General features: G+C 51.8%; 23 protein-coding genes. 12 read left to right on the forward strand and 11 right to left on the reverse strand.

Annotation, left to right across the window (positions count from 1 at the left end; genetic code table 11):
* Positions 1 to 16 precede the first annotated feature (16 nt).
* The 3 genes from ORD20_RS07080 to ORD20_RS07090 form a co-directional block, all read right to left on the reverse strand.
* Positions 17 to 580 (reverse strand): nitroreductase family protein, encoded by a 564-nt coding sequence (locus ORD20_RS07080; protein ID WP_103376362.1) that lies wholly within the window; start codon positions 578 to 580, stop codon positions 17 to 19.
* A gap of 63 nt (positions 581 to 643) precedes the next feature.
* Positions 644 to 847 (reverse strand): capping complex subunit for YIEGIA, encoded by a 204-nt coding sequence (locus ORD20_RS07085; protein ID WP_103376361.1) that lies wholly within the window; start codon positions 845 to 847, stop codon positions 644 to 646.
* Between the two features lie 3 nt (positions 848 to 850).
* A complete protein-coding gene (locus ORD20_RS07090; RefSeq protein ID WP_103376360.1) occupies positions 851 to 1,762 on the reverse strand; it encodes a YIEGIA family protein in 912 nt (303 codons plus the stop codon).
* 133 nt (positions 1,763 to 1,895) lie between these two features.
* Here ORD20_RS07090 and ORD20_RS07095 point away from each other — a divergent pair, with 133 nt between their 5' ends.
* The 4 genes from ORD20_RS07095 (at position 1,896) to ORD20_RS07110 (ending at position 7,144) form a co-directional block, all read left to right on the forward strand.
* On the forward strand, positions 1,896 to 2,846 hold the full coding sequence (locus ORD20_RS07095) for a magnesium transporter CorA family protein (RefSeq protein ID WP_242968614.1): 951 nt from the start codon (positions 1,896 to 1,898) through the stop codon (positions 2,844 to 2,846).
* A gap of 80 nt (positions 2,847 to 2,926) precedes the next feature.
* A complete protein-coding gene (locus tag ORD20_RS07100; protein ID WP_369825284.1) occupies positions 2,927 to 4,783 on the forward strand; it encodes a protein prkA in 1,857 nt (618 codons plus the stop codon).
* Entirely contained in the window at positions 4,780 to 5,931 is a 1,152-nt protein-coding gene (locus ORD20_RS07105; protein ID WP_242968613.1) for a DUF444 family protein, read from the forward strand. The genes ORD20_RS07100 and ORD20_RS07105 overlap by 4 nt, the downstream gene beginning before the upstream one ends.
* Positions 5,909 to 7,144 (forward strand): SpoVR family protein, encoded by a 1,236-nt coding sequence (locus ORD20_RS07110; RefSeq protein ID WP_158246355.1) that lies wholly within the window; start codon positions 5,909 to 5,911, stop codon positions 7,142 to 7,144. The genes ORD20_RS07105 and ORD20_RS07110 overlap by 23 nt, the downstream gene beginning before the upstream one ends.
* Positions 7,145 to 7,149: 5 nt before the next feature.
* On the opposite strand, the gene ORD20_RS07115 is transcribed toward ORD20_RS07110, so the two are convergent.
* Both ORD20_RS07115 and ORD20_RS07120 read right to left on the reverse strand, forming a co-directional pair.
* On the reverse strand, positions 7,150 to 7,407 hold the full coding sequence (locus tag ORD20_RS07115; RefSeq protein ID WP_146039086.1) for a hypothetical protein: 258 nt from the start codon (positions 7,405 to 7,407) through the stop codon (positions 7,150 to 7,152).
* Positions 7,408 to 7,506: 99 nt separating this feature from the next.
* Positions 7,507 to 8,010, reverse strand: coding sequence for an NUDIX hydrolase (locus ORD20_RS07120; RefSeq protein WP_430626640.1), 504 nt, complete (start codon positions 8,008 to 8,010; stop codon positions 7,507 to 7,509).
* 85 nt (positions 8,011 to 8,095) lie between these two features.
* Between ORD20_RS07120 and ORD20_RS07125 the strand changes: the two genes are divergently transcribed.
* The 3 genes from ORD20_RS07125 to ORD20_RS07135 all read left to right on the forward strand — a co-directional run bounded on the left by ORD20_RS07125 (position 8,096) and on the right by ORD20_RS07135 (position 10,802).
* Positions 8,096 to 9,223, forward strand: a complete 1,128-nt coding sequence (locus ORD20_RS07125; RefSeq protein WP_103376353.1) for a citrate synthase — start codon at positions 8,096 to 8,098, stop codon at positions 9,221 to 9,223.
* 92 nt (positions 9,224 to 9,315) lie between these two features.
* A complete protein-coding gene (locus ORD20_RS07130; RefSeq protein ID WP_430626641.1) occupies positions 9,316 to 9,816 on the forward strand; it encodes an IS200/IS605 family accessory protein TnpB-related protein in 501 nt (166 codons plus the stop codon).
* Positions 9,817 to 10,469: 653 nt separating this feature from the next.
* Complete coding sequence (locus tag ORD20_RS07135) at positions 10,470 to 10,802, forward strand: hypothetical protein (RefSeq protein WP_146039126.1); 333 nt, start codon at positions 10,470 to 10,472, stop codon at positions 10,800 to 10,802.
* Between the two features lie 420 nt (positions 10,803 to 11,222).
* Here the strand turns inward: ORD20_RS07135 and ORD20_RS07140 are convergent, their stop codons facing one another.
* Entirely contained in the window at positions 11,223 to 11,594 is a 372-nt protein-coding gene (locus tag ORD20_RS07140; protein WP_242968673.1) for an SPW repeat protein, read from the reverse strand.
* A gap of 569 nt (positions 11,595 to 12,163) precedes the next feature.
* On the opposite strand from ORD20_RS07140, the gene ORD20_RS07145 reads away from it, so the two are divergent.
* The 4 genes from ORD20_RS07145 to ORD20_RS07160 all read left to right on the forward strand — a co-directional run bounded on the left by ORD20_RS07145 (position 12,164) and on the right by ORD20_RS07160 (position 17,551).
* The gene (locus tag ORD20_RS07145) at positions 12,164 to 12,526 is read left to right on the forward strand and encodes a dehydrogenase (RefSeq protein WP_103376989.1); all 363 of its coding nucleotides are present in this window, start codon (positions 12,164 to 12,166) and stop codon (positions 12,524 to 12,526) included.
* An 86-nt stretch (positions 12,527 to 12,612) separates the two neighbouring features.
* Positions 12,613 to 13,590, forward strand: a complete 978-nt coding sequence (locus tag ORD20_RS07150; protein ID WP_103376988.1) for a quinone oxidoreductase family protein — start codon at positions 12,613 to 12,615, stop codon at positions 13,588 to 13,590.
* A gap of 28 nt (positions 13,591 to 13,618) precedes the next feature.
* Positions 13,619 to 14,809, forward strand: coding sequence for a CynX/NimT family MFS transporter (locus ORD20_RS07155; RefSeq protein WP_103376987.1), 1,191 nt, complete (start codon positions 13,619 to 13,621; stop codon positions 14,807 to 14,809).
* Between the two features lie 78 nt (positions 14,810 to 14,887).
* Complete coding sequence (locus ORD20_RS07160; protein ID WP_103376986.1) at positions 14,888 to 17,551, forward strand: calcium-transporting P-type ATPase, PMR1-type; 2,664 nt, start codon at positions 14,888 to 14,890, stop codon at positions 17,549 to 17,551.
* Between the two features lie 97 nt (positions 17,552 to 17,648).
* On the opposite strand, the gene ORD20_RS07165 is transcribed toward ORD20_RS07160, so the two are convergent.
* Entirely contained in the window at positions 17,649 to 18,578 is a 930-nt protein-coding gene (locus ORD20_RS07165; protein WP_103376985.1) for a ribokinase, read from the reverse strand.
* Between the two features lie 94 nt (positions 18,579 to 18,672).
* Here ORD20_RS07165 and ORD20_RS07170 point away from each other — a divergent pair, with 94 nt between their 5' ends.
* A complete protein-coding gene (locus ORD20_RS07170; RefSeq protein WP_103376984.1) occupies positions 18,673 to 19,617 on the forward strand; it encodes a glycoside hydrolase family 68 protein in 945 nt (314 codons plus the stop codon).
* On the opposite strand, the gene ORD20_RS07175 is transcribed toward ORD20_RS07170, so the two are convergent.
* Genes ORD20_RS07175 through ORD20_RS07190 form a run of 4 tightly spaced genes read right to left on the reverse strand, consistent with a single transcriptional unit; the run spans position 19,614 to position 23,718 of the window.
* Positions 19,614 to 20,480: a carbohydrate ABC transporter permease gene (locus ORD20_RS07175; protein WP_103376983.1), complete on the reverse strand. Its 867-nt coding sequence runs from the start codon at positions 20,478 to 20,480 to the stop codon at positions 19,614 to 19,616. The two genes, ORD20_RS07170 and ORD20_RS07175, sit on opposite strands and share 4 nt — an antisense overlap.
* Positions 20,481 to 20,504: 24 nt before the next feature.
* Entirely contained in the window at positions 20,505 to 21,386 is an 882-nt protein-coding gene (locus ORD20_RS07180) for a carbohydrate ABC transporter permease (protein WP_103376982.1), read from the reverse strand.
* 40 nt (positions 21,387 to 21,426) lie between these two features.
* Positions 21,427 to 22,704, reverse strand: coding sequence for an ABC transporter substrate-binding protein (locus ORD20_RS07185; RefSeq protein ID WP_103376981.1), 1,278 nt, complete (start codon positions 22,702 to 22,704; stop codon positions 21,427 to 21,429).
* Between the two features lie 3 nt (positions 22,705 to 22,707).
* Positions 22,708 to 23,718: a LacI family DNA-binding transcriptional regulator gene (locus tag ORD20_RS07190; RefSeq protein WP_103376980.1), complete on the reverse strand. Its 1,011-nt coding sequence runs from the start codon at positions 23,716 to 23,718 to the stop codon at positions 22,708 to 22,710.
* Between the last annotated feature and the right edge of the window lie 28 nt (positions 23,719 to 23,746).

The raw sequence follows: 23,746 nt of genomic DNA on the forward strand, positions 1-23,746 counted from the left end.
GCTCCTTTCTAACGCGCTATGATAACCAAAGCGTACGGTGGGTGGCCGGGTCACGAGGAACCTCGGGCACGGTCGCCGGATATCCGACGCGAATAAATCCGGTAATACGCTCATGGTCTTGTACCTGAAGTAAGGCGCGGGCGTCTTGGGCTTGGGTAATGCCGCCGGTTGCCCAATGGGTACCCACACCAAAACTCCAAGCAGCCAAAAGCATCCCGTACGTTGCGCAACTCACCGCCGCGTAGTCTTCTTCTTGTCGGTGGGGATCCGAAGCCAATTGTTGAATGACGCCGATAATCACGGGCACGGCCATATAGTCGTTTTGGGCTTTCATGGCCAGTCTTTCGGGGTCCGGACGATTTTGGGACACGGCTTTATGCCACGCGACGTGGTAGCGAATGCGGGCTAATTGGGCAAGACTGTCACCCTGGAGGACAACAAACCGCCAGGGTTGAGTCATGTGGTGATTGGGCGCTTGCACAGCGGCCTCGAGCATAGCTTCAATCACGGCCTGTGGCACGGGACCGGGCCGAAAAAGATGGATGGTGCGACGGGTTAAAAGGCCTTCCATAAGTTCCATGAGACAGTGCGTGGCTCCTCTCGGGTACCTTTTTATGGTATCAGAAATGCCCCGCACGAGCCACTACGAGGATTGATTCACGGTTAAAATGAGCGTGCCATTGTGCAAATCATGCACGATGGCATTGGTAATGCGCGAAATCCACATGGCGATGCGTTCGCGCTCTTGGTCATCTTCCGCGATGAAAATGGGAGCCATGCCTCCCGTCACCGAATCCTTTTTAGTGGTGACAATCGCAAACATGACGGGCGTTGGGGCGTCAGCCATTGTCTACATCTCCTTCCGTTTCAGGACCGGGCTACTCATTTTGCTCCATTTATCGGATTCGAGCACGGGGGTGTTTTTAATGGCTTTAATCAATTTGGCCATATCGCGGTCGACCGGCAAAATCGATAGGCCGGCTTTTCCCGTGCCAGCGGGCATCTCCATCCGGCACAACGGGCTTTGTTCAGGGTACCCGATATCTTTTTGTGCCCCGACCGCTGCAGCCGCCTCATATGTAATAGCTTGACGCTGCGAGACGTTCCACAAGATGGCTTGACCGCGTTCGTCCTTAGGCGTTAAGACGACGGCGAGCCCCTCTTTTTCGTAACGTTCACGGGAATGGGGGAGTCCTACTTCCATCATCATGACGTCCCCTGCGTACAGCAGTGACCCTTTGTCAAAGCTAATCTTGGCTGGCTGCACATCGATAAGATCACCCACGCGCTTACCAGACATGAAGATTTCCGAGATGATCAAGACGATGACGCTGCCAATGATGCCCACCATGAGCCCCCCAGCCAATGTGAGCGCCGAACCTAGGAGTGCGACCAGCATGGCTAAATAGTTCCGGGCTTCATAGGTAATGGCAATCCCTTCGATATATCCAGCCCCCCGGGACACTAAAATCAAATGCTCTTCTTGCTCCAAGGTTTTGCGTTCGGTATTGCGCACGTCGCGAAATTGGGTGGCAGCCAGTGTTAAAAACGTCGCCGCAGTGAATTCCTTGCCTAATAGCGAGGTGAGGATGCTTGATCCAATCATCGCGGCAATGACTGCCAAAGCAATTTGCGAGATATAGCCCGAAGGGTAGCCGGGATAGTGAGTCCGGCCGGATCTGAGGGAAATGAGGCGGGAGAGAAACCCCGCGGCGAACCCCACAATCATAGGGGTCCAGTTAATAGGACCTGAACTGGACATGGTATCCTCCTTTGCAGTCTAAGCATTGTTGCCGACAATCGAACGGCCTTATTGTGGGTCATTTCCCAGCCAGGCATACATGGTGACGGGATCGGGGATTCTGACCAAGACAAGACGACGGAAGGAGGCCAGGATGATGCCGCGGTACATGTCGGTGGGAAAGCACCAGGAGCATAGCCATGAAACCACCCAGTGGCCTAAACAGGCACAAGCCTTATGGATCGATATCCCCCAAGGTGAAGAATCGGACCTAGCTGGCGTGGTGCGGCGCTTATACACGGCACACCCCTTAGCCGTGGAGCGCGTCTTACATGGAGGACGCCGCAGCTCGGGCTTTTTAATTGAAGAAGACGCGGTTGTCATGGTGATTTCTGACCCAGTGCAAGATACCTTTCCTGACCACACCAAACCGATTGGGATATTTCTCGGCCAAAACTTTTTAGTGACCACGCACTTTGACGGGGATAACGGGATTGTCGAAGAAGCTTGGCAGCATATCTTGCATGATGAATCCCTGGATGAAGGGATTGATTTCGCTCTGTACCGGCTCTTATACGGCCACCTTCATCACTTTTACACGGCAACGCATCACATCAGCGACCAATTTGAAAAATTGCACGCCAGACTGCTCAAGGAACCCTACCGCAATTTAGCCTTGGATATTGTGGCACTGCGCAAAAAAACGTACTGGCTCTACAATGTCGTGCGCCCGGAACTCAAAATTTATGCGTTGTTGAAAGAGCACATCCGTTACGTTGCGGTGCGCAACCGGCCCTATTTTGAGGACTTGTATAGCCAGGCCCAAGAAGTCCTAAGCGATATTGAATCATACCGTGATGGCTTGGAGGGCTTGGTGGAAGCCTATTCAGGCATGCAGTCCAATGAAATTAATAAAGTCATGAAGTTCTTGACCATTATCTCCGTGTTGGCCTTACCGGCAACTACCGTGGCGTCGATATACGGGATGAACTTTTATATTCCCGAACTGCATTGGCACTATGGCTATTGGTATTCCTTGACCGTGATGTTTTTAATTACGGCGGTGTTGCTGGTCTACATGAAGAAAAATCATTGGTTTCGCTGAGTTGGCAACAAACGGATAAAGTGGACGATATTGGGAGACACTAGGACAGAACCATCACCCACTATGAGGAGGGGATTTCCTTGTTGTCCGGTCAAAATGCAGGAAGCTCAGAACGCATGGCGCCATTGCCGCTTGGGGAGTGGTCCGGTACTTTCAGTGAATATCTCGATTTTGTGCGCGCGCGCCCCGAAGTCGCAGACAATGCCCACCAGCGCCTGTGGCGCATGGTCATGCAGTACGGGGCGGGCAGTACCGATCACCGCTATCCATTTTTTACTGACCATTTATTTGGGATTGACACCGCGATTACAAGTTTCGTGGAGGAATATTTGCGCCCTGCAGCGCGCGGATTTGAAGTGAAGAAGCGGATTGTGCTGCTGGTCGGACCGGTCAGTGGCGGCAAATCAACCCTAGTCACGCTGCTCAAAAGGGGGCTGGAAGCATTTACACAGAGCCCTGAGGGCATCTTGTTCGGTATCGCGGGTTGTCCGATGCACGAAGAACCGCTCCACCTCATTCCTACCAGCCAACGCTCGCAATTGGAGCTGGAGTTAGGCGTTGCCATAGAAGGCGATTTGTGTCCGGTGTGTCAATGGCGTGTGCAAAATACCTATCAAGGACATATTGGGCAAGTTCCGGTTGAACGGGTGGTTTTGTCCGAACAGCGCCGCATTGGGATTGGAACCTACGCGCCATCGGACCCGAAGTCGCAAGATATTGCGGATTTAACCGGATCCGTCGACTTTCAAGGCTTAGCGGAATTCGGCGCCGAGTCTGATCCCCGGGCGTTTCGTTTTGATGGGGAATTAAATATTGCGAATCGAGGGCTAGTCGAGTTTCAAGAGATGCTCAAACTTGATGAAAAGTTTCTCTACCAGCTGTTATCTTTGAGTCAGGAAGGCAATGTCAAAACCGGGCGTTTCCAGTTGATTTCGGCCGATGAAGTGGTCATTGGCCATACCAACGAGCACGAGTTTCGCGCCTTTTTGCAAAATCCCCGCAATGAAGCGCTGTTGTCGCGGATGTTTATCGTCCCTGTACCATACAATTTGAATACCGCCGCTGAGGTCCAAATCTATGACAAGATGTTAGCTCCCTATAAAGAGCCCGCCATTCACCTAAGCGGCTACGCCCTCAAAGCCGCCGCCCACGTGGCGATTTTGTCGCGCTTGAAAGAATTGCCTAAACCCGGCCATGACCGGTTAAGCAAGATGCTGACATATCACAAAGCGCCGTCCGACCCCGAAACGGTGGCCATGATGCAAGAGGCGCGGGCCTTGGGTGAAGGCATGACGGGACTCGACCCCCGTTACGTCATTAACCGGTTAGCGGCATTGTGTGCCGATCCTGGACGCGAATGTATTGATGCCCTCGATGTGTTTGAGGCGCTGCGCACGGGCTTGGACCAAAATCCCTTTGGCGATAGGACACTGCGCACAGATTTGGCAGACTGGTTGCAAACTGCGAAAAGTTTATATGACCAAGAGATTGAACACGCGGTGCTGGCCGCTTTCGCCGACGACTGGAGCGACGAATTGGACCGGTTGTACCGCAATTATTTGGACCACGTGATACGCTATAGCGAGCATAAAGCCGCCGATGAGACCCTGATGCGGTCGGTCGAGGAGCATTTAAGTGTCTCGGCCTTGCAAGCGCCCGCGTTTCGGTCAGAAATTTTTGCGCGCATTGAACTGGCCAAGGCACGGCGGGAAACTCTGGCTCTGCGCGAGTACCCACGGCTCCAACAAGCCTTAGAGAATAAACTCTTTGATGACCTTCGTGACGTTGTCAAAATTACCACTCAGTCCTTAAATCCTGACCCTAAGACCTTGGAACGTGTCGAACAAGCGGCGGAAGTGTTGGTGGCCTCAGGCCAATTTTGCCCCCGGTGCGCGGCCAAAGCCATTCATCATGTGGGGGGGTTGCTCAACCGGTGAACGATCGTCGATATAGCATTGGGTGGGGCGAAGCCTTTCAATATCATGCCGTTCATCGCGATCAGTGGCGCCATGACCAAAAGGTGCGGGAAGCGGTCAAGGCCAATCTGGCGGACTTGGTCTCCGATGAACAAATTACGTTGTCTGATGGCCGCAAGGTCATCAATGTGCCCTTGCCACTATTGCGTGAATTTCGCATTTGCTTTGACCGGCAGCAAGCCCAAAGCGTCGGCCAAATGGGCGCAGACAGCGCGCAAGGGGGCCAACCAGGCCGCAGTAATGCGGAACCGGGCCATGAAGGCGGACACGAGCCCGGGATGGATGTGGAAGATACGACGATTACGCTCGAGGACGCTGCCGACATTGTCTTTGAACGCCTAGGCTTGCCCGATTTGGATCCGCAGAAGCGGTCCTTAGGCAATGGATATGAAGATCGTCCCCAAAGTTGGGCCACATCCGGGCCTAAAAGCCAATGGGTTCGACGGCCCACGTTGCGTGAGAGTCTCAAACGCCGTGCCCTCCATCGTCAAGAGGCGGCGCCACCCTTGATTGCTAAGGATTTTCGCTATTGGCGGTATGATGAATTGCCGCAAGAAGAAGGCGGCGCTGTGGTCGTGGCGATGATGGATACATCGGGATCGATGGGGACGTTTGAAAAATATTTGGCCAAAAGCTTCTTCTTTTGGACGGTAGAATTTCTCCGCCGCAATTACCCGCGCGTTGATATTGTGTTTTTAGCGCACGATGTGCGCGCCCGGGAGGTCGACGAAGAGAATTTTTTCCGCCGTGGCTCCTCGGGGGGAACGGTGTCGTCGTCGGTATACCGCTTAGCGTTGGATATCTTAGCCGACCGTTATCCGGCCGACCGTTACAATCGCTATGCCTTTCATTTTACCGATGGGGGGAATCTGACGTCGGATAATGCTTTGGCGGTGGAAATTGGGGGGATGTTGGCGCAAGAGACCAATCTCTTTGGGTATGGCGAGATTCACGATACCGATCGCAACCCCTCGCCCCTTTATCAAGCGTTCGCGGAGGCGTCCGGAATCGGAGTGACCTTATTGCGGCAAAAGGAAGATATTTTCCACGCGCTCGAGTACTACTTTGCAAAGGATGGAGGCCCGCATGATCACGCCCAGCACGCTTAATGAGTTGGTGGATACGGTCTGGCCGGTTGCGGAGTTGTTAGGGCTGAGTTGCGACCACATCCATTTTGAACTGGTAGACGGAGAAGATATTCAAGCCTTGGCCTCGTATCAAGGGCTTCCCATTCGCTACGCACACTGGAGTTTCGGCAAAAGTTTTGGCCGTCTGAAGACGGCCTATGATTACCGTCTGTCGCATATCTATGAGTTGGTGATTAACAGTCGTCCCTATTTTGCCTTTATTGACCGCAGTAGCACGCCCGCGCAAGCGATGTTAATTGTAGCCCATGTGATGGCCCACGTCGATTTCTTTGGGCATTCGCGCCTGTTTGCGCCGACAAATCGCTTGATTTTGCATCAAACCGCGCGGCATGCTCGCTATTTGGCAGCCATGCGCCAGGAATATGGGACCGAACGCGTCGAAAGTTTAATTGATGCAGGCTTGGTGTTGGCCGACTTTTTGGGACCTGTGAACGCGAGCCCGGTAGTGGGCACGGATCCGGCGGACGTTATTGGATTCGTTGCCCGTTATAGCCCGGTATTGCAGGACTGGGAGCGCGAGGTCCTTTTGATGTTACGGGCCGAAGCCCAGTATTTTTGGCCCCAACAGATTTCCAAAATTAGCAATGAAGGTTATGCGACGTTTTGGCACACAAGAATTCTGCGCCATCTGGCGCTCACGGGAGATCGGTTGTGGGATGTGGCCGCTTTAAATGCGAAATTGCTCGAAGTGCATCCGCCGACGTTAAATCCCTATGTGTTGGGCAGTCTTCTGTACCAAGCGATTTACCGCGAGCAAGGATTGGCTGGAGTCTTCCAAGCGCGCGATTTTTGGGATGACGTCGGACTCATTCGAGGTGCGTTGACACCAGAAATCGCGCAAACGGCACAACTCGGGGTCTACCGGGAGAAAGATGCCGGCAATGCCGCTGTCGCTGCGGATGTAGAAAAAATCCGCCAGCAACTCATCCAAGACGTTGAACACGGGGGCGTGCCCTATATCCACGTCATGGAGGACATCACCAAGAGTACAGGAGAACTGTCGCTTTGGCATAACGATGATGGTCGAGAACTTGACTTCTACCAATTGCCATTTGCCCTCGCGCAAATCGCGCAAAGATTATGGGGTGCAGCCGTGCAAATCCGGACCATCCGTCAAGGGGCTCCCCATGTGGCGCGTCATAACGGGACACAGTGGACAGATGAAGCGGTTTAACGCCGTTACGGATGCATTGGCACAATATAGGGCAAGATGATGGCCGCCGCTAAAATGGCAATGAACCACCAAAAAAACGTGGGAGTAGGAGGGCGCTTTTTGGATGGTACCGGACGGCGCGCCTTTTTGCGCGGACGAAATGGCACCACTTTGGCGCTCTTTTTCGAGGCGCTCGGTTTGGGAATTTCAAAACCACACTGAGGACAACTGGTCCCATCAGGGCTGATATTGCTGCCGCAATGCTCGCACGTCATTTGCTCCATCCCTCTTTCACCCAGTGTAAGATCCCACAAATAGGGTAAAAATGCCGCGCATTTTTACCCTATTATTTTAACGCAAAAGGTCGTTGGCGGGGAGTCACTTTACTGCGGAGGTTTGGCGATTTCCTGCGCTGGGCGCCAACGTCCTCGTTGTAACAGCCAACCCCGGGCATTAAGAAAATACACCAGACCAAGATGTGTTTTGGCATCGGCGGCTCGTCCCTCTATCAGGAGATTAGGCACTTCGCTCACCGGAATGATTTTGACCTCAATTTCTTCCGTCGCATCCCAGTGCGTAGGGCCCGGTACAGGGTTTACGGTGTAATAGAGATGGACTTTGTGCCGCGACAGGCCGACCGATGGATAAAAGCGAGATAACAGGCGCATGTCCCCGGCTTGGTAACCTGTTTCTTCTTGTAACTCTCGCCTTGCCCCTTGGACCGGATCTTCGCCGCGACGTAAGCGTCCGGCCGGCAACTCCAAAATTTTTCGACCGAGCGCGGGGCGAAATTGCTCGACTAATATCACGCCCTCAGGAATTTCTGCAATAACGGCGCAGACATCGGGCAAAATCAGGTACTCGTGGATATAATGGGTGCCCCGCACTGTGACGGGCACCCGCCGGAGTCAATTTTTTAGAGAACGCAAACCTTTTTGAGCCAGGATTTTGGAAATAAGGAGGCCAACAGCCATGTCTGATGTAGAATTCAAAGAAGGCCTAGAAGATGTAGTGGCAGGCACCTCAGAAATTTGCTTCATTGATGGCAAGGAAGGGCGTCTGGTATACCGCGGATATAGTGTCGAAGACCTGGCGGAACAGACGAGTTTTGAAGAGGTCGTCTATCTTTTGTGGGAAGGCCAATTACCTAATCGGTCCCAGTTGCAAGACTTTACCAAGACCCTGACAGCAATGCGGTCGCTGGCTCAACCCGTCTATGATTTGTTGATGTCGTTGCCCGATAATACAAATCCCATGGACGCGTTGAGGACGGCGGTGAGCCTCGCAGGCATTTATGACCCGGACTCGCATGACAATTCCTACGAGGCTAGTTACCGTAAGGCTATGCGCCTCGTGGCGCAAGTGCCGACCATGGTCGCAGCGTTTGAGCGGCATCACCAAGGACATGATCCGGTCGCTCCTGATGCTCAATTAAGTCTTGCGGAAAACTTTTTATATATGCTGACGGGCAAGCGTCCCCCTGCACTTGATGCGCACGTTTTCAACACGGCATTAGTGCTTCATGCGGACCATGAGCTCAATGCTTCAACCTTTGCGGCGCGTGTGACAGCCGCGACGTTGACGGACTTGTATTCGGCGGTGACGTCGGCTGTGGGAACGCTTAAAGGACCCTTGCATGGCGGTGCCAATGAGCAAGTCATGGTTATGCTTGAGAAGATCGGGACGGTTGACAATGTAAAGCCGTGGTTGGATCACGCGTTAGCCAACCGCGAAAAAATTATGGGCTTTGGCCACCGGGTGTATAAGACCGAAGACCCCCGGGCGACTATTCTTCGCCGGCTGTCTCATGATTTGGGAGAAAAGGCCCAGAATCTACATTATTATGACATGTTAGAAGCAGTGCGCCAGCATATTCAGGCGAAGAAGGCGTTATATCCCAATGTAGACTTTTACTCGGGCTCCGTGTATGCATTAATGGGGATTCCCAGCGAATTGTTTACCCCGGTATTTGCGGTGTCCCGGATTGCGGGTTGGACAGCTCATATCCTTGAGCAATATCGGCATAACCGGATTATTCGGCCCCGCGCCGATTACACTGGACCTGAACACCGGACCTTTGTGCCCTTGGACCAAAGGTAGAAAACTTACCCCCATTCATCAGAATCCCAAGCAGACGCCGCCGTTGTTAAACGCGGCGCTTCGATGTCCGATCGACCCAACGCGACGCGTTGGTGGGAGGTCTCGCGGTCGAGACCGTTCAGTGGGCTAAGGCTCGTGGAGCGGGACTGGTCGTGGAAGACTTGCAGTTCATCCATGATCGGGATGTGAGCGCCAAGTTTAACCGCGTGACGCACCAGTTTAATTACCGGGCCTTGCTGACAGCGGTCGAACGACAGGCCGCGCGGGAAGGCGTCGCCTTGCGGAAAGTCAAACCGGCTTATACCTCGATTATCGGGCGGTTCAAGTATCAGCCGCAATACGGGATGAGCGTGCATCACGCCGCGGCCCTCGTGATCGGACGACGAGGCGGACTGAAAGTCCGCCGAGAAAACGTCCCGAAAGCCTTGCGGCTCTGGATGCAAGACCGCGATCAATGGAACGACCCCACTTATCGGAAAAATGATTGGAGTGCATGGGCTCGGATTAAACGGATCATGACGAAGACGTTGGCATCGCACCATCAGTATTTGAGTGCCTGGTTAGGGTATCGCAAGACGTTATTCTCCGAATGACCCATATCGCATTCCCCCGTCGCCACCACGTGGCGAAAGGAGCGACGGGGCATCTTGATGAGGGCCCAGTAACACTGGGGCTCAGGGCACCACCGACGGGACACCGATGGGAGTTTCCTGCCATCCTTCTCCTGCCGGGATCTTGAGCGGTGCGTGGGGGGAAAACATCCCCACGCGATGGGGCGGAAGCCACCCCCGAGCAGACGAATCCTGTGAGGACTGCGGGTCCCGTTAGGGGCCGAGAAAAGCCGAAAGAGATTATCGTAGGTTTTTTTAACCAGGACGCGAGGATGATGCCTATGCTTATTGTTGTGGTCACACCCTCGATGATGAAACGCGTGAAGCGTTTGCTCAAGTCGAACGAAAATAAGAAGAAATAACGCCACACGACGCTATTTCCCGAAAGTATTCGTTGGGGGTCTTCAGGCTCTAACGGCTCGCGACCCAAAAGCCTGAAAATCTAAAGCCCCGATTCGTAAAGCTGAACCGGTACCGTCCGAGTTTACCCGACTCGGGCGGTTGTTATGCTTGGGTGTCGCTTACGATTTCGTTATACTACGCTTTCCGTCATTCTGTCAACCAATGCCGCAGCCCGCACACCGTGCGGATCGCGCGGTGCCCATCCGTTTAGACAAAGGGTCCTGTATTATGGAATGTCCACATATTCTCTGCATAACGGGTTAAGGACGATGGAATGGGTGTTGAAAGGCGTTCCGGACCTGTTGCGCTTGGTGTACAGCGCCACTGTGGTCAGCTTCTGGCGCACGGTGCGCAAACAGAATGTGTGGCTCAAGCCCGCCACGATGATGCGCTGCTACACGTTCGGCTCACCGCACGCCCATAACCCCGATGCCGTCGTCCGGGGTTTCTATGCGGCGCTGAAGTCCTGGCGGAAGCGGCGGAAGACCGATCCGCACGCGATTCGGGAGATTGTTAGAGGACATGGCGGGACAGAGCAATACAAGCCCCTCATGGGAAGGCCATGACCCGCTTGAGCAATCAGATCCAATGCACAGAAATGCTACAGAATCAACAAAAGCCCGCCTCTTAAAGGGACGGGATACACCATGTCCAGCCTAGTGAGAACAAAGCAGCCGAAGCCCGTGAACCATCTTATCCCAAGAAATAGCAGGACCGTATTATCGGGAGCCGGATCTTTCCTGGATGGACGTACCTTTTGGGGTCGCAAATCCTAGGGGGCGACCGCGTGCCGTGTTGATAGCCTAACGCCTCAACAACGTGCCCGGCTCGACACGGAGGTGCTCTCTTTACGTGTCTCACAGTCGGTCGCCGAAACGCTCAAACAGACGGCAGAACAATCATTCGGTGTCAATTATGGTACGAGGTGAGATTCGAGACGTCCCATGAAGCAAAAGAGCCGCGTGGTTAGCGGCTCGAATCGCGTGTTATGATGCAACCCGGTGGTTGGGGTGGTCGGGCGTTCGTTCGGCCTGAGAATTCTTCGTGCGCGCCTGCCATAAGCCGCCGACGAAGATTGCTGCACCCAAAATCGTCGTGATAGCGGTGGCCCACCCATGCCGGGTGAAGCTGTAAACAAAAGGAGACAGCCCCAAGTAGAGTCCGAACAAGGCTTCTAGGTAATATACCGAAGGCCGGAACACGTTATCGACCAACTCCCAAAGACTGCCAATCAGAACAAGTCCTCCCAAAATAATGGCCGTCCAGAAATATGGTGAAGAGTGCATGGGGTTTAGAACCCAAGCGGATAGCGCAAACCATGCCCCCATCACGGCCATTGTCCAGTTTCTCCACGTCATGACTCCCACCTCCATGAATTTGAGGATATAAGAAATTCTTGCATATATGATATAGATCAGGGCGCATAATTTGATAAGTCATATGGCGGTGCAAGATCACGAATGGGAGTCGGCTAATCGTGGTTATATGCCAAAATCTGTTTGTTCTACATCTTTTTGCGTTATTTCTCGCTCAATTGCAATATTGTAAGAAGGGGGTGACTTGAGGGAAAGACGATGGCTATGCGTATTAGGCGTTTGGTTCGACCACAACCACGGGCTCGCCACAAAAGTTTTGGATAAAGGGCCTTGAACGCCTTTTCGACGGCATCGCTTGGCCCCTAGAACGCAAGGAACCTGTTTTAATTACCGAACATCTACCCAAAAATGGTAAAGATGCATCATGGAAGCCTGAGAAGTGTTAGGCAATAATGGCTAAGGAACGAGAGTATGCCAAATGCGTCAAGAAAGCCGCGCGAAGGCATAGGTTTTACATGGATGGCTACATTAATAACAAGGACGCACTGGCTTTTTGTAGTACACTACAGATGCGTCAATTATGGGCAGTATCATTCAAGGAGGAATCACAGATGGACGAAATTGATGTCATAGCTATTGGATCGATGCCCGCACATGAACGCGAAGTGGCGATGGGAAAGATGTTTGAGAAGTTGATGGAAATGCCGGAAAGTGAACAGATGAGTGCCTTTGAGGCGCTTATCGGACAAATGGCGGAAAAGGGAACCGACGAGCAATATCGCAATCTTTGCTTGACGAACTTGAAGCTCGCAGCCGGCTTGCCAGACTCTGCGCTTAAGCCATTTTTAATGATGCGCATGAAGGCCGCATCACATCTCTCACCTCCGCTAGCCCAACGCGACATGAAAATGTTGCAAGAAGCGTTGGAGCAAAGCGATCCCGCTATTAAAGAAAAAATCGCGCAAAATATGTAGGACTACATACGGTCTAACAAGACGGCAGCCCGTTGGCTGCTGTCTTTTGCGTTATGCTTAAATTGTTATAGACATAGGAGGGATATGTGCTGAAGGCGATACAGACCGTGCAACCTAACCCAAAAGCCCACGTTCGTCTCGAGGAAATCCCGCGTCCTTCCATAGGACAGGGTGAGCTTTTGATCAAAGTGAAGGCAGCCGCGATTAATCCCAGCGATGTGAGAAACGTTCAAGGAGTCTTTCCTCAGACCCAATTTCCGTGCATTCCGGGAAGGGATTTTGCGGGTCTTGTGGAAGAGGGTCCCAAGGATTGGATCGGGCGACGTGTTTTTGGTTCGGCAAGTTCGCTCGGGTTTATCAAGCCGGGATCGCATGCCCAATATCTTGTGATTTCACATAAGACCGTGGTGCCGTCGCCCGATGACCTTACCGATTATCAACTAGCGGCGTTGGGGGTCCCTTATACGACCGCATGGGAAGGACTGCATACTAAAGCGCAGGTTTCGCGGGGCGAGACGGTGCTCATCATTGGGATAACCGGCGCGGTGGGACTTGCCGCCTTATCCATTGCACGAGCTCAGCAATGCCGCGTGATTGGAGTGGGCAGACGCCAAGAAGCATTGGACATTCTCGGCCTTGACGAGACCGTGGACACCAGCCGACAAAATTTAGTTGAAGTGGTTAAGGAGATGACCCAGGGGAAGGGCGTTGACATCATTGTAGATACCGTAGGAGGATCTACGTTTGCTGACCATGGACAATGCCTTGGTCAGAACGGACGCTGGATTGTGCTGGCTTCGGTGGGGGGACCCACGGTATCGTTTAATGTGGTCGATTTCTATCACCGACAAGCTCACATGTTGGGCGTGGACTCGTTGGCCTTTGAACCCCCAAAAAGTCAGCACATTCTCGCGGCACTGGTGCAGACGGTGGACCATCAGGCTTTATTGCAGCCAGAATTGCATCCGGTGCCTCTCGAAAGTGCACCCGAAATTTATCAAGCAATAGCTGAGGGTAAAGAGCGCCGCAAAGTGATTTTATGTCCTTGGGGTGTAGGAAATTAAGAAAACACAGAGAAAGGGGCCGCATAGGATGAAAGGTTCGGTCGTCCGTCTCGTTGCGGTCTGTTATTTTGTGGGATTAGCAGGGACCATGACGGAGTTTTCCGTCGCGCCGGTGACCCCCGTCTTTCAGCGTCACTTGCATATCTCTTCAGGATCCGCGGGCCTCCTTATGTCCTTATTTGCGTTGGCGACCGTCATCGCGGCGTTGCCAGCGGGGCGATTCACCCACCGTTTTGGAGCCAAAGCGACTCAGTTACTGGGGCTGGCTTTATCGGCCATTGGCGCGGTTGTGCTCATGACCGCTTATCACCAAGGCAATTTTCTGGCTGTCTTAGCGGCTCGATTTTTTTCCGGGCTGGGCTTTGGCCTCATCTCCGTCGGGGCGCCCGCTGCCATCTCCCAGCAGGTGCCCGATCGTTACCATGCCGCAGCGATGGGGGTCTGGGCGACATGGGTCCCCGTCGGGAGTGTGGTGATGTTCATCGTGGCCCCTTTACTAGGGCACCTCGCGTCGGTCGCGCCGCTCGAAGACGTTTTGGTGGCGTGTGACATTGTCGCGGCTTTGGCATTGGCTGCAGTACCGATGCGTCGCATTACGTGGGATGGGACGGACTCCGGGGCACCTACGATGTCGCCAGCCATTCGCAATCCGATGCTGTGGGTGGCTTTGGCATTTACCTGTTTCACCTTTGATTTTTTTGCTTTTAATACTTGGGTTACGACATTTTACACCCAGCGCTTTCATTTGACGTTGGTGCATGCCGGATTGATTGCAGCCGTGGTGAGTCTTGTTAATGCCGGCTTTAACGTCATTTCAGGCATGGCCCTATCCCATCCTAAAACCCGGTGGTACCTTGTCTTCGTGGTGCCCGCTTGGATTTTAGCAGGATTATGGGTGATATTTGCCTATGGTTCATGGCCGGTAGTCTTGACGGCCAGCTTATTAACCGGCGCGTTAGGCGGGGTGATTCCGACCTTGATTTTTGCAGCCCCCGGTCGCCTTGCACAATCGCCGCATGATGTACCAGGAGCCATGGCCTTGGTCATCATTGGCGAAAATGTAGGCATTGTGATGGGACCACCGATTTTTGGTGCCGTCATCGAGCCGTTACATTTTGCTTCGGGTTTTTGGGTATTAGGCGCGGTCAGTGTGCTTATGGCATGGGCTTTAAGCCATGCGGTAAGACGCTTGAAGCCTAATACGTCGGCTGTCAGATAATCAGCAAGTAGGCGCCATCTGTTCTGATCTTGTCCTTGGGGACATAGGAATTACCCGAATGGGACAGGAGGGATAGGTGTGGCCGAGCTGTGGCATACCTTAACAGGCGAAGAAACACTCATCCAATTGCGGTCTACTGGCGACCGCGGTCTGAATCAAGCAGAAGCGGACGCCAGGCTTCGGGAAATCGGACTCAATGCGATTGTCGCGGCGGATAAGACGCCATGGTGGAGCATTTTCCTCAGTCAGTTTCAAGACTTTATGGTGCTGGTTCTAATAGGCGCTACCATTGTGTCGTTTCTGCTGGGAGAAGTCGGCGATGCTATCACCATTGTCGCCATTGTGATCATGAATGCGGCGCTGGGGTTTATTCAAGAATACCGGGCGGAAAAGTCGGTGGAAACCTTAAAGCAATTGACAGCCCCTGAAGCGCATGTGGTGCGCGACGGCACCGTGCAGACCATTCGCGCGGAAGAACTGGTTCCGGGCGACGTGATTGAACTCGAAGCGGGCGACCGCATTCCGGCGGACTGTCGGCTGATTGAGGTATGGGGCTTGAAAACCGATGAGGCGGCACTTACGGGGGAATCTCAAAGTGTTCGCAAGACGTTAGCTCCTGTGGAGGACCCAGATGTCCCGGTGGCGGATCGCCGCAATATGGTTTACATGGGAACGGCCGTGTCGCATGGTCGTGGGCGCGCCGTGGTCGTACAAACGGGAATGCAAACGGAGATGGGGACGATTGCCCATCTTATGCGGGAGGCCGTGGAGGACCAAACGCCTTTACAGCGCCGTTTGGAACATTTGGGAAAGATTTTAGTGTATTTGTCCTTGCTCATCGTGTTAGTTGTGGTGGTCACGGGGCTCTTTCGCGGGGAGCCGTTGTACCAAATGTTTCTGACCGGAGTCAGTCTGGCGGTTGCAGCCATTCCTGAGGGACTACCGGCGATTGTGACCATCGCGTTAGCTTTAGGGGTTCAGCGCATGATTCGGGCACATGCTATCGTGCGCCGCCTTCCCGCCGTCGAAACCTTGGGGTGCACGACCGTCATTTGCACGGATAAGACGGGAACGCTCACCAAAAATCAAATGACGGTCACGGCCATGTGGGCAGGGGATAAGATTGTTGAGCCTAGTGCAAGCGCTACTCAAGATCCGACCGTTCGCAAACTCCTGACTAGTGCCGTGTTATGCAATAATGCGGTGGTGGCCCCATCACGCGGGCATGACAGTGACAAAGCCCAAGGCGATCCTACAGAAATTGCTTTGATTTGGGCTGCTGGTGATAGCGGGTTAAGTCCCCAAGATATTGCGCGCGAATATGTGCGGCAAGGCGAGATTCCTTTTGAGTCGGAACGGCAGCGCATGGCGGTCTTGGCCGTGGATCGCCAAAATCACAAGGCGGTGTACGTGAAGGGCGCGCCTGATGTCATTCTTCCCCGGTGCCGGTTTGTTGAACGGGCCGACCGAGTAATCCCTATGGACCGCCGGCTTCAGCAGCAAGCCAGTGAGGTCAATGACCGCATGGCCGACGAGGCTTTGCGCGTGCTGGCCATCGCGTACCGCCCGGTGCGCGGGGATGAATCAGAAGACCAGTGGGAAGAAGACTTGGTCTTGTTAGGTCTCGTGGGCATGATTGACCCGCCGCGCCCCGAAGCGATTCACGCCATTAAAGAGGCGAAACGGGCGGGACTCAGGACTGTGATGATTACCGGGGACCATCCAAAAACGGCTCGGGCCATCGGAGAAAAAATGGGCATGCTTGCGCCACAAGATGAAATTATCACGGGGCCGGAGCTTGACCGCTTAACGGATGAGGAATTGGATGAGCGCGTAGAGCACATTCGTGTGTACGCCCGCGTGTCGCCACCGCATAAGTTGCGGGTGGTGAGAGCGTGGAAAGCAAAGGGTGACGTCGTTGCGATGACGGGCGATGGCGTCAATGATGCGCCGGCTTTAAAAGAGGCTGATATTGGAGTGGCAATGGGCAAAACAGGCACGGACGTGACCAAAGAGGCTTCGGCGATGATTCTGACCGATGACAATTTTGCCACGATCGTCAGAGCCATCGAAGAAGGCCGTGCAATTTATGACAATATCCGCAAGTTCATCCGCTATTTGCTGTCTTGTAACGTCGGGGAAGTGCTGGTGATGTTTTTGGCCGCGTTCTTTGGCCTGCCACTGCCCTTGCTGCCGATTCAAATCCTCTTTGTCAATCTCGTGACCGATGGCTTGCCGGCCATGGCGTTGGGTGTGGATCCGCCGAACCCCGGGGTCATGGACCGTCCGCCGCGTTCTCCCAATGAAAGCATCTTTGCCCGGGGATTAGGGACAAAAATTGCCTTTCGGGGGATTTTGATTGGCGTGAGTACGTTGCTGGTGTTTGTATGGTCGATGAGCATCTGGGGGATGGGTTTGCGAGAAGCGCGGACCATGGCCTTGGGGACCTTAATTTTAAGCCAGTTGTTTCATGTCTTTGATGCACGGGCAGAAGACCGGAGTTTCTTGGAGATTGGTCTCTTCTCGAATATTTGGGCCGTTTTAGCTGTGGCGTCATCCATTGCCATGCTGGTCGCCATTATCTACGTGCCCGCGTTGAGCACGCTCTTTAAGACCGACCCATTAAGTGCGATGGATTGGCTCGTGGTGATCCTCGCCTCAGGCTTCATTCAGTTGCTGGCCGCCGTGCGTGACGTCGTCTTGCGCCCTATTCGCCGCGTAGTAAGGGGCACAGCTTCCTAGAGGAGATCCGAAATAATAATCGCAATAGGGCATAGGTCAGTTTTCGAGGGGCCTATGCCCTAGATTTGTGTGGGGGAGGGTTACTGATGACGGCTTACTAGCCAGCAGAATGATAATATACGGTTTTCCATAACGACATGATCTCCGAACCGCTAGCTAAGCTTTGTGCTGCTCCAATCTTAGTAGCAGCTAAAGCTCCTGCACAGCATCCAATTTCACACGCCGATTCTAGGGAATGTCCATTGAGAAGAGCAGTAGCAAATGCACCGTTAAAAGCATCTCCAGCCGCAGTGGGATCAACGGCGTAAACTTGCGGTGCCGGTATGGAACGCGCTACGACATCTCTTTCTTGGAGCAAGACGCCATGTTCACCTTGGGTCACAATAATCGCCTGTAAATTCGGATAGCGTTTCCAAACTAGATCGATAGATGCCATGACGTCATTATCCACACCCGTGAGCATCATTAATTCTTGGCTATTGGGAGTAAGAATGTCAGCTTCTGATAATAACTCGGGGCTCATCCCTGTTGTTGGGGCGGGATCGCAGATAACAATGCCGCCGCGCTGGTGAATTAGTCGAGCCGCTGCAAGTGACGAAGAAGGGGGAATTTCACCTTGAAGAAGTAATATACGGGACGTGTTCCTTACTACACTTTGCACAACGTCTTGTTCCGTAAGGTCTGCATTGGCTCCGGGAACGTGTAAAATGTATTGATTACCGGGTTCAATTATGGGGACTGCGCAAGAGGTTGCCGCCGAGTTGGACCGACTAATGCTATCCGTTCTAAGGCCATAGTGCGTGAGCTCAGCAAGAACCCATTCCCCAAACGAGTCACGTCCAATTTTACCGACTAATTGAACGTTAGCTCCGCACAATTGACTTTGCAATCCCTGGTTAACAGCCTTTCCTCCTAGATTCATACCAGGAGAAGAAACCTTCAAAGTTTCACCTGTTAACGGATGTCGTGGCAAAATCATGGGCAAATCAACAACAATACTACCAATGACCAAGACGCTTTCGCTCATCTAAAATTATCTCCTATCGCGTACTGTAAAGATTTGCTTCGTTTTTCTCTTTTGTCCTAAACCTAGTATCATGTAGGTAGGAGGACTGATAGAGATGTTATACAGTCAAAAATTACGGATTTGGGACTTTTGGACCGCTACCGACCATGAAATTCACCACATATTTTATTTAAAAGCACCGCGAATCGGCAATCCTCAAGATCGCCATGACCAAGCAGTGATTGGTCACGCCATATCACGCGATTGGTCCCAATGGGCTGCCCAGCCTGATGCGTTGACTCCTGCAGCGTCACCCGCATGGGATGATTTATCTCTGTGGACTGGAAGCATTATCCCATCGCATGGTGGCGATTGGTTGATGTTTTATACTGGCCGGGACAAGCTCACACGCACACAAAATATTGGAATGGCTCGGTCTAATGATTTAGTTCATTGGAAACGAATCGGAACTAAGCCAATATTTTTGCCTGATGCCCGTTGGTACCGCATGCCGAATGAAGAATCTCCTGAACGCTACACTTGGCGTGACCCTTATGCGGTATATGATGTAACCACCGACAATTATTATCTTTTCTTTTCGGCGCATGCTCAAAATCAAAAACTAGGGTGCGAAGGCGCTATTGGTGCCGCTGTCTCTAAAGACCTTAATCATTGGACGGTTTTGCCTCCTGTTCTTAACCCTGGTTGGATCCGAGATATGGAAGTTCCTAGTGTTATTCAAAAAGATGGGGTTTGGTTTCTGTTTTGTTCGGTGAAAGCGGAGTGGTATGGAGCCGATGCGCCCATTGAAGCTCGTACCACCACATTGTGCTTCCAATCATCGACGATTTTAGGACCGTACACCTTGCATCCTATGGATAATAGATCTTCCGACTTGTGGTATGCATCCCGACCTGTGTTTGATAATAGCAGGGGATGGATGCTAATGGGATGGCGAATGGGTGCCGAGGAAGGGCATCCTGAGATTTTTCGTAACTATGCGGTAGATGACCCTAAGCCCCTTTCGTGTGTTCCCGAAAGCAAAGTAGACGTGATTTAGCCTTTTGTACCGGTTGTAGCAATTCCCTCGACGATTGCTCGTTGTCCCGCCAGATATAGAATGAATACGGGAATACTGATAAATACCGTGGCGGCCATGAGTAAATTATATACAGTTGCAAATTGTCCTTGAAACGCGACGAGCCCTAATTGAACTGTGTACATCGATTTTGTTTCAGTAAAAAGAAAGGGCAGGTAGAAAGAGTTCCACTCAGCAATGAAGGTTAATAGTGAAAGCGTAACTGTGGCGGGTTTGGCTAAAGGCCAATAAACTCGCCACAGTACCTGCCAAGGATTCGCCCCGTCAAGCATCGCCGCTTCTTCAAAAGACTGCGGAATTGTTAAGAAGAATTGGCGATAGAGGAAGATACCAAATGCGTTGACTGCGGTGGGAACGATGAGAGCACCAAAAGTATTTATCCAGTGTAGGTCAGCCATAAGGACAAATATGGGCAAGGCAATAACCTGAAATGGGATAATCAATGTGGCGATGAATCCTACGAATATGGCTTGGCGGCCAGGGAAATGCATGCGAGCCAAGGCAAAGCCGGCCATGGATGACGTAATGACTTGGAGCACAGTAACCGATATTGCCATAATAGCTGTGTTCAAAACTTGTCGCGCAAAATTCGTATAAATCCATGCGTCCTTGTAGTTGACCCAGTGAGGATCGTATGGGAACAATGGAACTGAACCGGTGCTAATGGCTGTGTTGGAGCTTAAGGAGCCGACGATAATCCAATAAAAAGGGAACCCAAATATCACAATCGCGACAATCATAAAAAGTCCATACCACCATGTGTGGGGTTGGGTGATTTTCCTAGGAGGAGAACTTAATTGAGAACGCTTTATAATTGTTGCCATGTCGAACCTCCGTCTGGTCAGGAATTACGATGCGCGCGTTGAGTCTGTAGTAAAGTAACGAACCATGCCGATAGTGAGAATAAGAACTACCAGCAATAGTAAGGTGGAGGCAGCTGCTGCTTGGCCCCATGTATTATGCACAAAGGCTAGGCGCCAAATATAATAGACGAGGGTTGTGGTGGCGTGGACAGGGCCACCGTCTGTCATGACATAAATCGCCGAAAATGCTCGAAAACTGAAAATCAGGTTAATGATTAGTACAAAGAATGTGGTTTCCTGCAACAGAGGCCACGTGATAGTTCGAAACTGTGTCCATCCTCCTTGAAGACCATCAATAGCGCCAGCTTCGTATATTTCCCGTGGAATAGTCTGTAGGCCCGCTAAGTATAACACCATGTTGTATCCCGACATTTTCCATGTATACATCGCTATAACATAGGGGAGGGCATATGCGGGATTATTGACAAAATTACCGGGATGTAGGCCAAAGATATTTAAGACGTGGTTAAACAATCCCGAGGAACTCCCCATCCAGACCCAAGCAAGACCAGCCGATACAAATGAAACGAGGTATGGAGCAAAACTAATCCCGCGGAGGAGGTTGCGAAAAGGAAAGGGGCGGTTGGCCATTAAGGCCAACCCCAATCCGATAGCAATGCTCGGTATTACAGTGCCGACTACAAAAATCACTGTGTTGCGCAAAACCATATCAAAGATTGGTTCTGCAAAAAGGTTGCGATACTCGCGAAAACCCGAAAAAGGTTTAATGGCAGTCAATCCATTCCACTGATGAAAGCTGAGCCATACGATATACGCCATTGGGTAATAAAAGAAGACGGCTGTGAGGAGTACTGCGGGAGCTAAGAAAATGCCTACCCACCACCATAAACGCTTCTGCCCTACCATTGCGTTCCTCCTCCTAATTCTCGATAGGGGTTATGATTATTCATTGTGAGCTCGACAGGGCCTGTTGGGCTTGAATGGCTGCCTGGTGCAATGCTTGAGCGGCTGACATGCGGCCATACAGGGCGTTTTCTATCGCGTTGCCGATGTCTGCACTTATTTGAGAGTATGCAGGAATAGGTGGACGCGCCCTGCCAACTGACATGGCCTTGGCAAATACCTCAATGAATGGGTTATCTTTAAGATACTTTTGGAACTGAGGGGAATCTTCCGCTGTTTTAGAAACAGGGAGGTAACCACTGCCCGTATCGTATCCTATTTGGAATGCCGGCGTTGTTACGTATTTTGCAAAAAGGAATGCCGCTTTGTTTTGCGCAGGTGTCGTATTGAAAATAAAGAGGCTTTCTCCTCCAATATTAGTAGCGGCAATTTTGTCTTTTGGAAGCGGAAATGCTCCGTAGTTAACCGCGTGTTGCTGTTGTAATGCGCCATAGTTCCACGGACCATTTATCATCATAGCTACTTTTCCTGATTCAAAGTCTCCGAGCTGATACGACAAATTTAACGGACCAAATGTGGCTACGTGGTCCTTCATGAGGGTTACCCAATAATTGAGGGCCTTAATTCCGGCTGGACTATCGAAGGCGACCCGTGTTTGGGATGAATTAAGCAAATGGCCCCCAGCCTGCCATAAGAGCGTTTCCCAAATCCATACGGTCCACTCTTGATTGCCAATCGGCATTTCAAATCCATAGGTTCCATTGTGCGTCAATTTTTTCGCATCCACAAGAAATTGAGACCATGTTGTAGGAGGAGTGGTAATCCCGGCCTTTTGAAAGAGAGTCTTATTATAGTAGACTCCTAAATCGTTAGCGTCGAAGGGCATTGTCCATACCTTTCCACGGTACATTCCCGTTTTGAGCAATCCGCTAAATATCGTAGAAGGATTAAAATGTTCAGACTTAAAATATTTTTGTGACTCTACGATGGCGTTCGACGATGCAAATTGGCCGGTGTAAGCTGGGGCAATCCACAGCAAGTTAGGCGGATTGTGGGCTGCAACTGCGCTCTCAAGTTTAGGAATTTCGGTATCGGCAGCCCCGTAATTCTGCATAGATATGTGGATATTAGGGTGTGCTTTTTCAAAGAGCTTAATTTGTTTTTGAACATAAGCTTGGGTTTGAGGGGACTGAATTCCCTCTTCAAAGGTCAAATTGATGGAACTGGATTGAGATGAATTAGAAGAAGTTCCACAACCAGCAAGCAATAGAGAACCGGCTGCGGCTAGGGCTAATGGTGCTATTTTCAAATGGCTTGCCATAAATTATCCCTCCTTAGTTTCAAATGGGACGTCACGATGCAGAGCATTATCGCCTCGTGGAATAAAAGTGCATGGTAAAGTTGTCAGCAATGGAATCTCTTCATGGTGAATTTTTTGTAGCAACAATTTTGCAGCCATGACACCAATATCGTGTGTGGGTTGTGAAATTACTGATAATGCGGGCCTTACGAAGATGCTCCACGGTTCTTCGTCTAGCGTAACTAAAATCGTGGACTCAAGAATTCGAGGATAAGTAAGTTGTAAGGTCGAGACAAGCCCCATCGCCATGAGGTTATTACCGACAATCGTAACAGTGGGTTGGGGCTTTTGTGATGCTAGCCAGTGTGCGGCTTGTACTCCCCCCTCATAACGTGAATTTCCTTCAAAAATTGAGGAGTTTGCGTCGTGGCATGCTTCTTCAAATCCGGTGCGGCGTGCTAGGGTGGTTGAGAGTCCAGGCTTGCCGGTGATGAGTGCGAAATTGGAATGTCCTCGGGCTTTAAAGTAAGATACCGCCTCAAACACTGCCGTTTTGCTGTCGGTAACGACGCTGGGTAACTGCGCGGAAGGTAGTTGGCGATCATAGGTGACAACGGGCACCGGGATACTGGTGTAAATGGACGATTCGTCCCATAAAGCCCGCACGGGCGCCAATAAAATGCCATCAACGCCTTTTGCGATGAGATTACTGATTGACTCCGCTTCGCGGTCTACATCTTCTCCAGAATGACTGACAATAACCGTGTAATGGGCATTTCGCGCCATACTTTCTACGCCCCGAAATACCTGGGCAAAAAATGGATTAGTAAGGTCTGCGGCGATAAAACCAATGGTTTTTAAACTATTTGTCCGTAAGCCACGCCCTAATGCTGAAGGCACAAAATTTAATTGCCTCATGCTTTCTAATACGGTGGCGCGAGTGCTCTCAGCAACAGGGCGGGTTCCGTTAATGACATGCGAGACAGTAGCAATCGACACCCCTGCCCTTTGAGCGACATCGCGGATTGTAGCCATCGGGTCTTACCTCCTAACTCGTAAACGT

Source organism: Sulfobacillus thermotolerans (genome assembly GCF_039623705.1).
Lineage (GTDB): Bacteria > Bacillota > Sulfobacillia > Sulfobacillales > Sulfobacillaceae > Sulfobacillus > Sulfobacillus thermotolerans.

Coding starts and splice junctions, on each gene's coding strand:
- ORD20_RS07125 (WP_103376353.1), top strand. CDS start 8,096: ATGTCTGATGTAGAATTCAAAGAAGGCCTAGAAGATGTAGTGGCAGGC.
- ORD20_RS07185 (WP_103376981.1), bottom strand. CDS start 22,704: ATGGCAAGCCATTTGAAAATAGCACCATTAGCCCTAGCCGCAGCCGGT.
- ORD20_RS07095 (WP_242968614.1), top strand. CDS start 1,896: ATGATGCCGCGGTACATGTCGGTGGGAAAGCACCAGGAGCATAGCCAT.
- ORD20_RS07180 (WP_103376982.1), bottom strand. CDS start 21,386: ATGGTAGGGCAGAAGCGTTTATGGTGGTGGGTAGGCATTTTCTTAGCT.
- ORD20_RS07155 (WP_103376987.1), top strand. CDS start 13,619: ATGAAAGGTTCGGTCGTCCGTCTCGTTGCGGTCTGTTATTTTGTGGGA.
- ORD20_RS07115 (WP_146039086.1), bottom strand. CDS start 7,407: ATGGAGCAAATGACGTGCGAGCATTGCGGCAGCAATATCAGCCCTGAT.
- ORD20_RS07140 (WP_242968673.1), bottom strand. CDS start 11,594: ATGACGTGGAGAAACTGGACAATGGCCGTGATGGGGGCATGGTTTGCG.
- ORD20_RS07110 (WP_158246355.1), top strand. CDS start 5,909: ATGATCACGCCCAGCACGCTTAATGAGTTGGTGGATACGGTCTGGCCG.
- ORD20_RS07175 (WP_103376983.1), bottom strand. CDS start 20,480: ATGGCAACAATTATAAAGCGTTCTCAATTAAGTTCTCCTCCTAGGAAA.
- ORD20_RS07090 (WP_103376360.1), bottom strand. CDS start 1,762: ATGTCCAGTTCAGGTCCTATTAACTGGACCCCTATGATTGTGGGGTTC.
- ORD20_RS07145 (WP_103376989.1), top strand. CDS start 12,164: ATGGACGAAATTGATGTCATAGCTATTGGATCGATGCCCGCACATGAA.
- ORD20_RS07170 (WP_103376984.1), top strand. CDS start 18,673: ATGTTATACAGTCAAAAATTACGGATTTGGGACTTTTGGACCGCTACC.
- ORD20_RS07085 (WP_103376361.1), bottom strand. CDS start 847: ATGGCTGACGCCCCAACGCCCGTCATGTTTGCGATTGTCACCACTAAA.
- ORD20_RS07080 (WP_103376362.1), bottom strand. CDS start 580: ATGGAACTTATGGAAGGCCTTTTAACCCGTCGCACCATCCATCTTTTT.
- ORD20_RS07165 (WP_103376985.1), bottom strand. CDS start 18,578: ATGAGCGAAAGCGTCTTGGTCATTGGTAGTATTGTTGTTGATTTGCCC.
- ORD20_RS07190 (WP_103376980.1), bottom strand. CDS start 23,718: ATGGCTACAATCCGCGATGTCGCTCAAAGGGCAGGGGTGTCGATTGCT.
- ORD20_RS07135 (WP_146039126.1), top strand. CDS start 10,470: ATGTCCACATATTCTCTGCATAACGGGTTAAGGACGATGGAATGGGTG.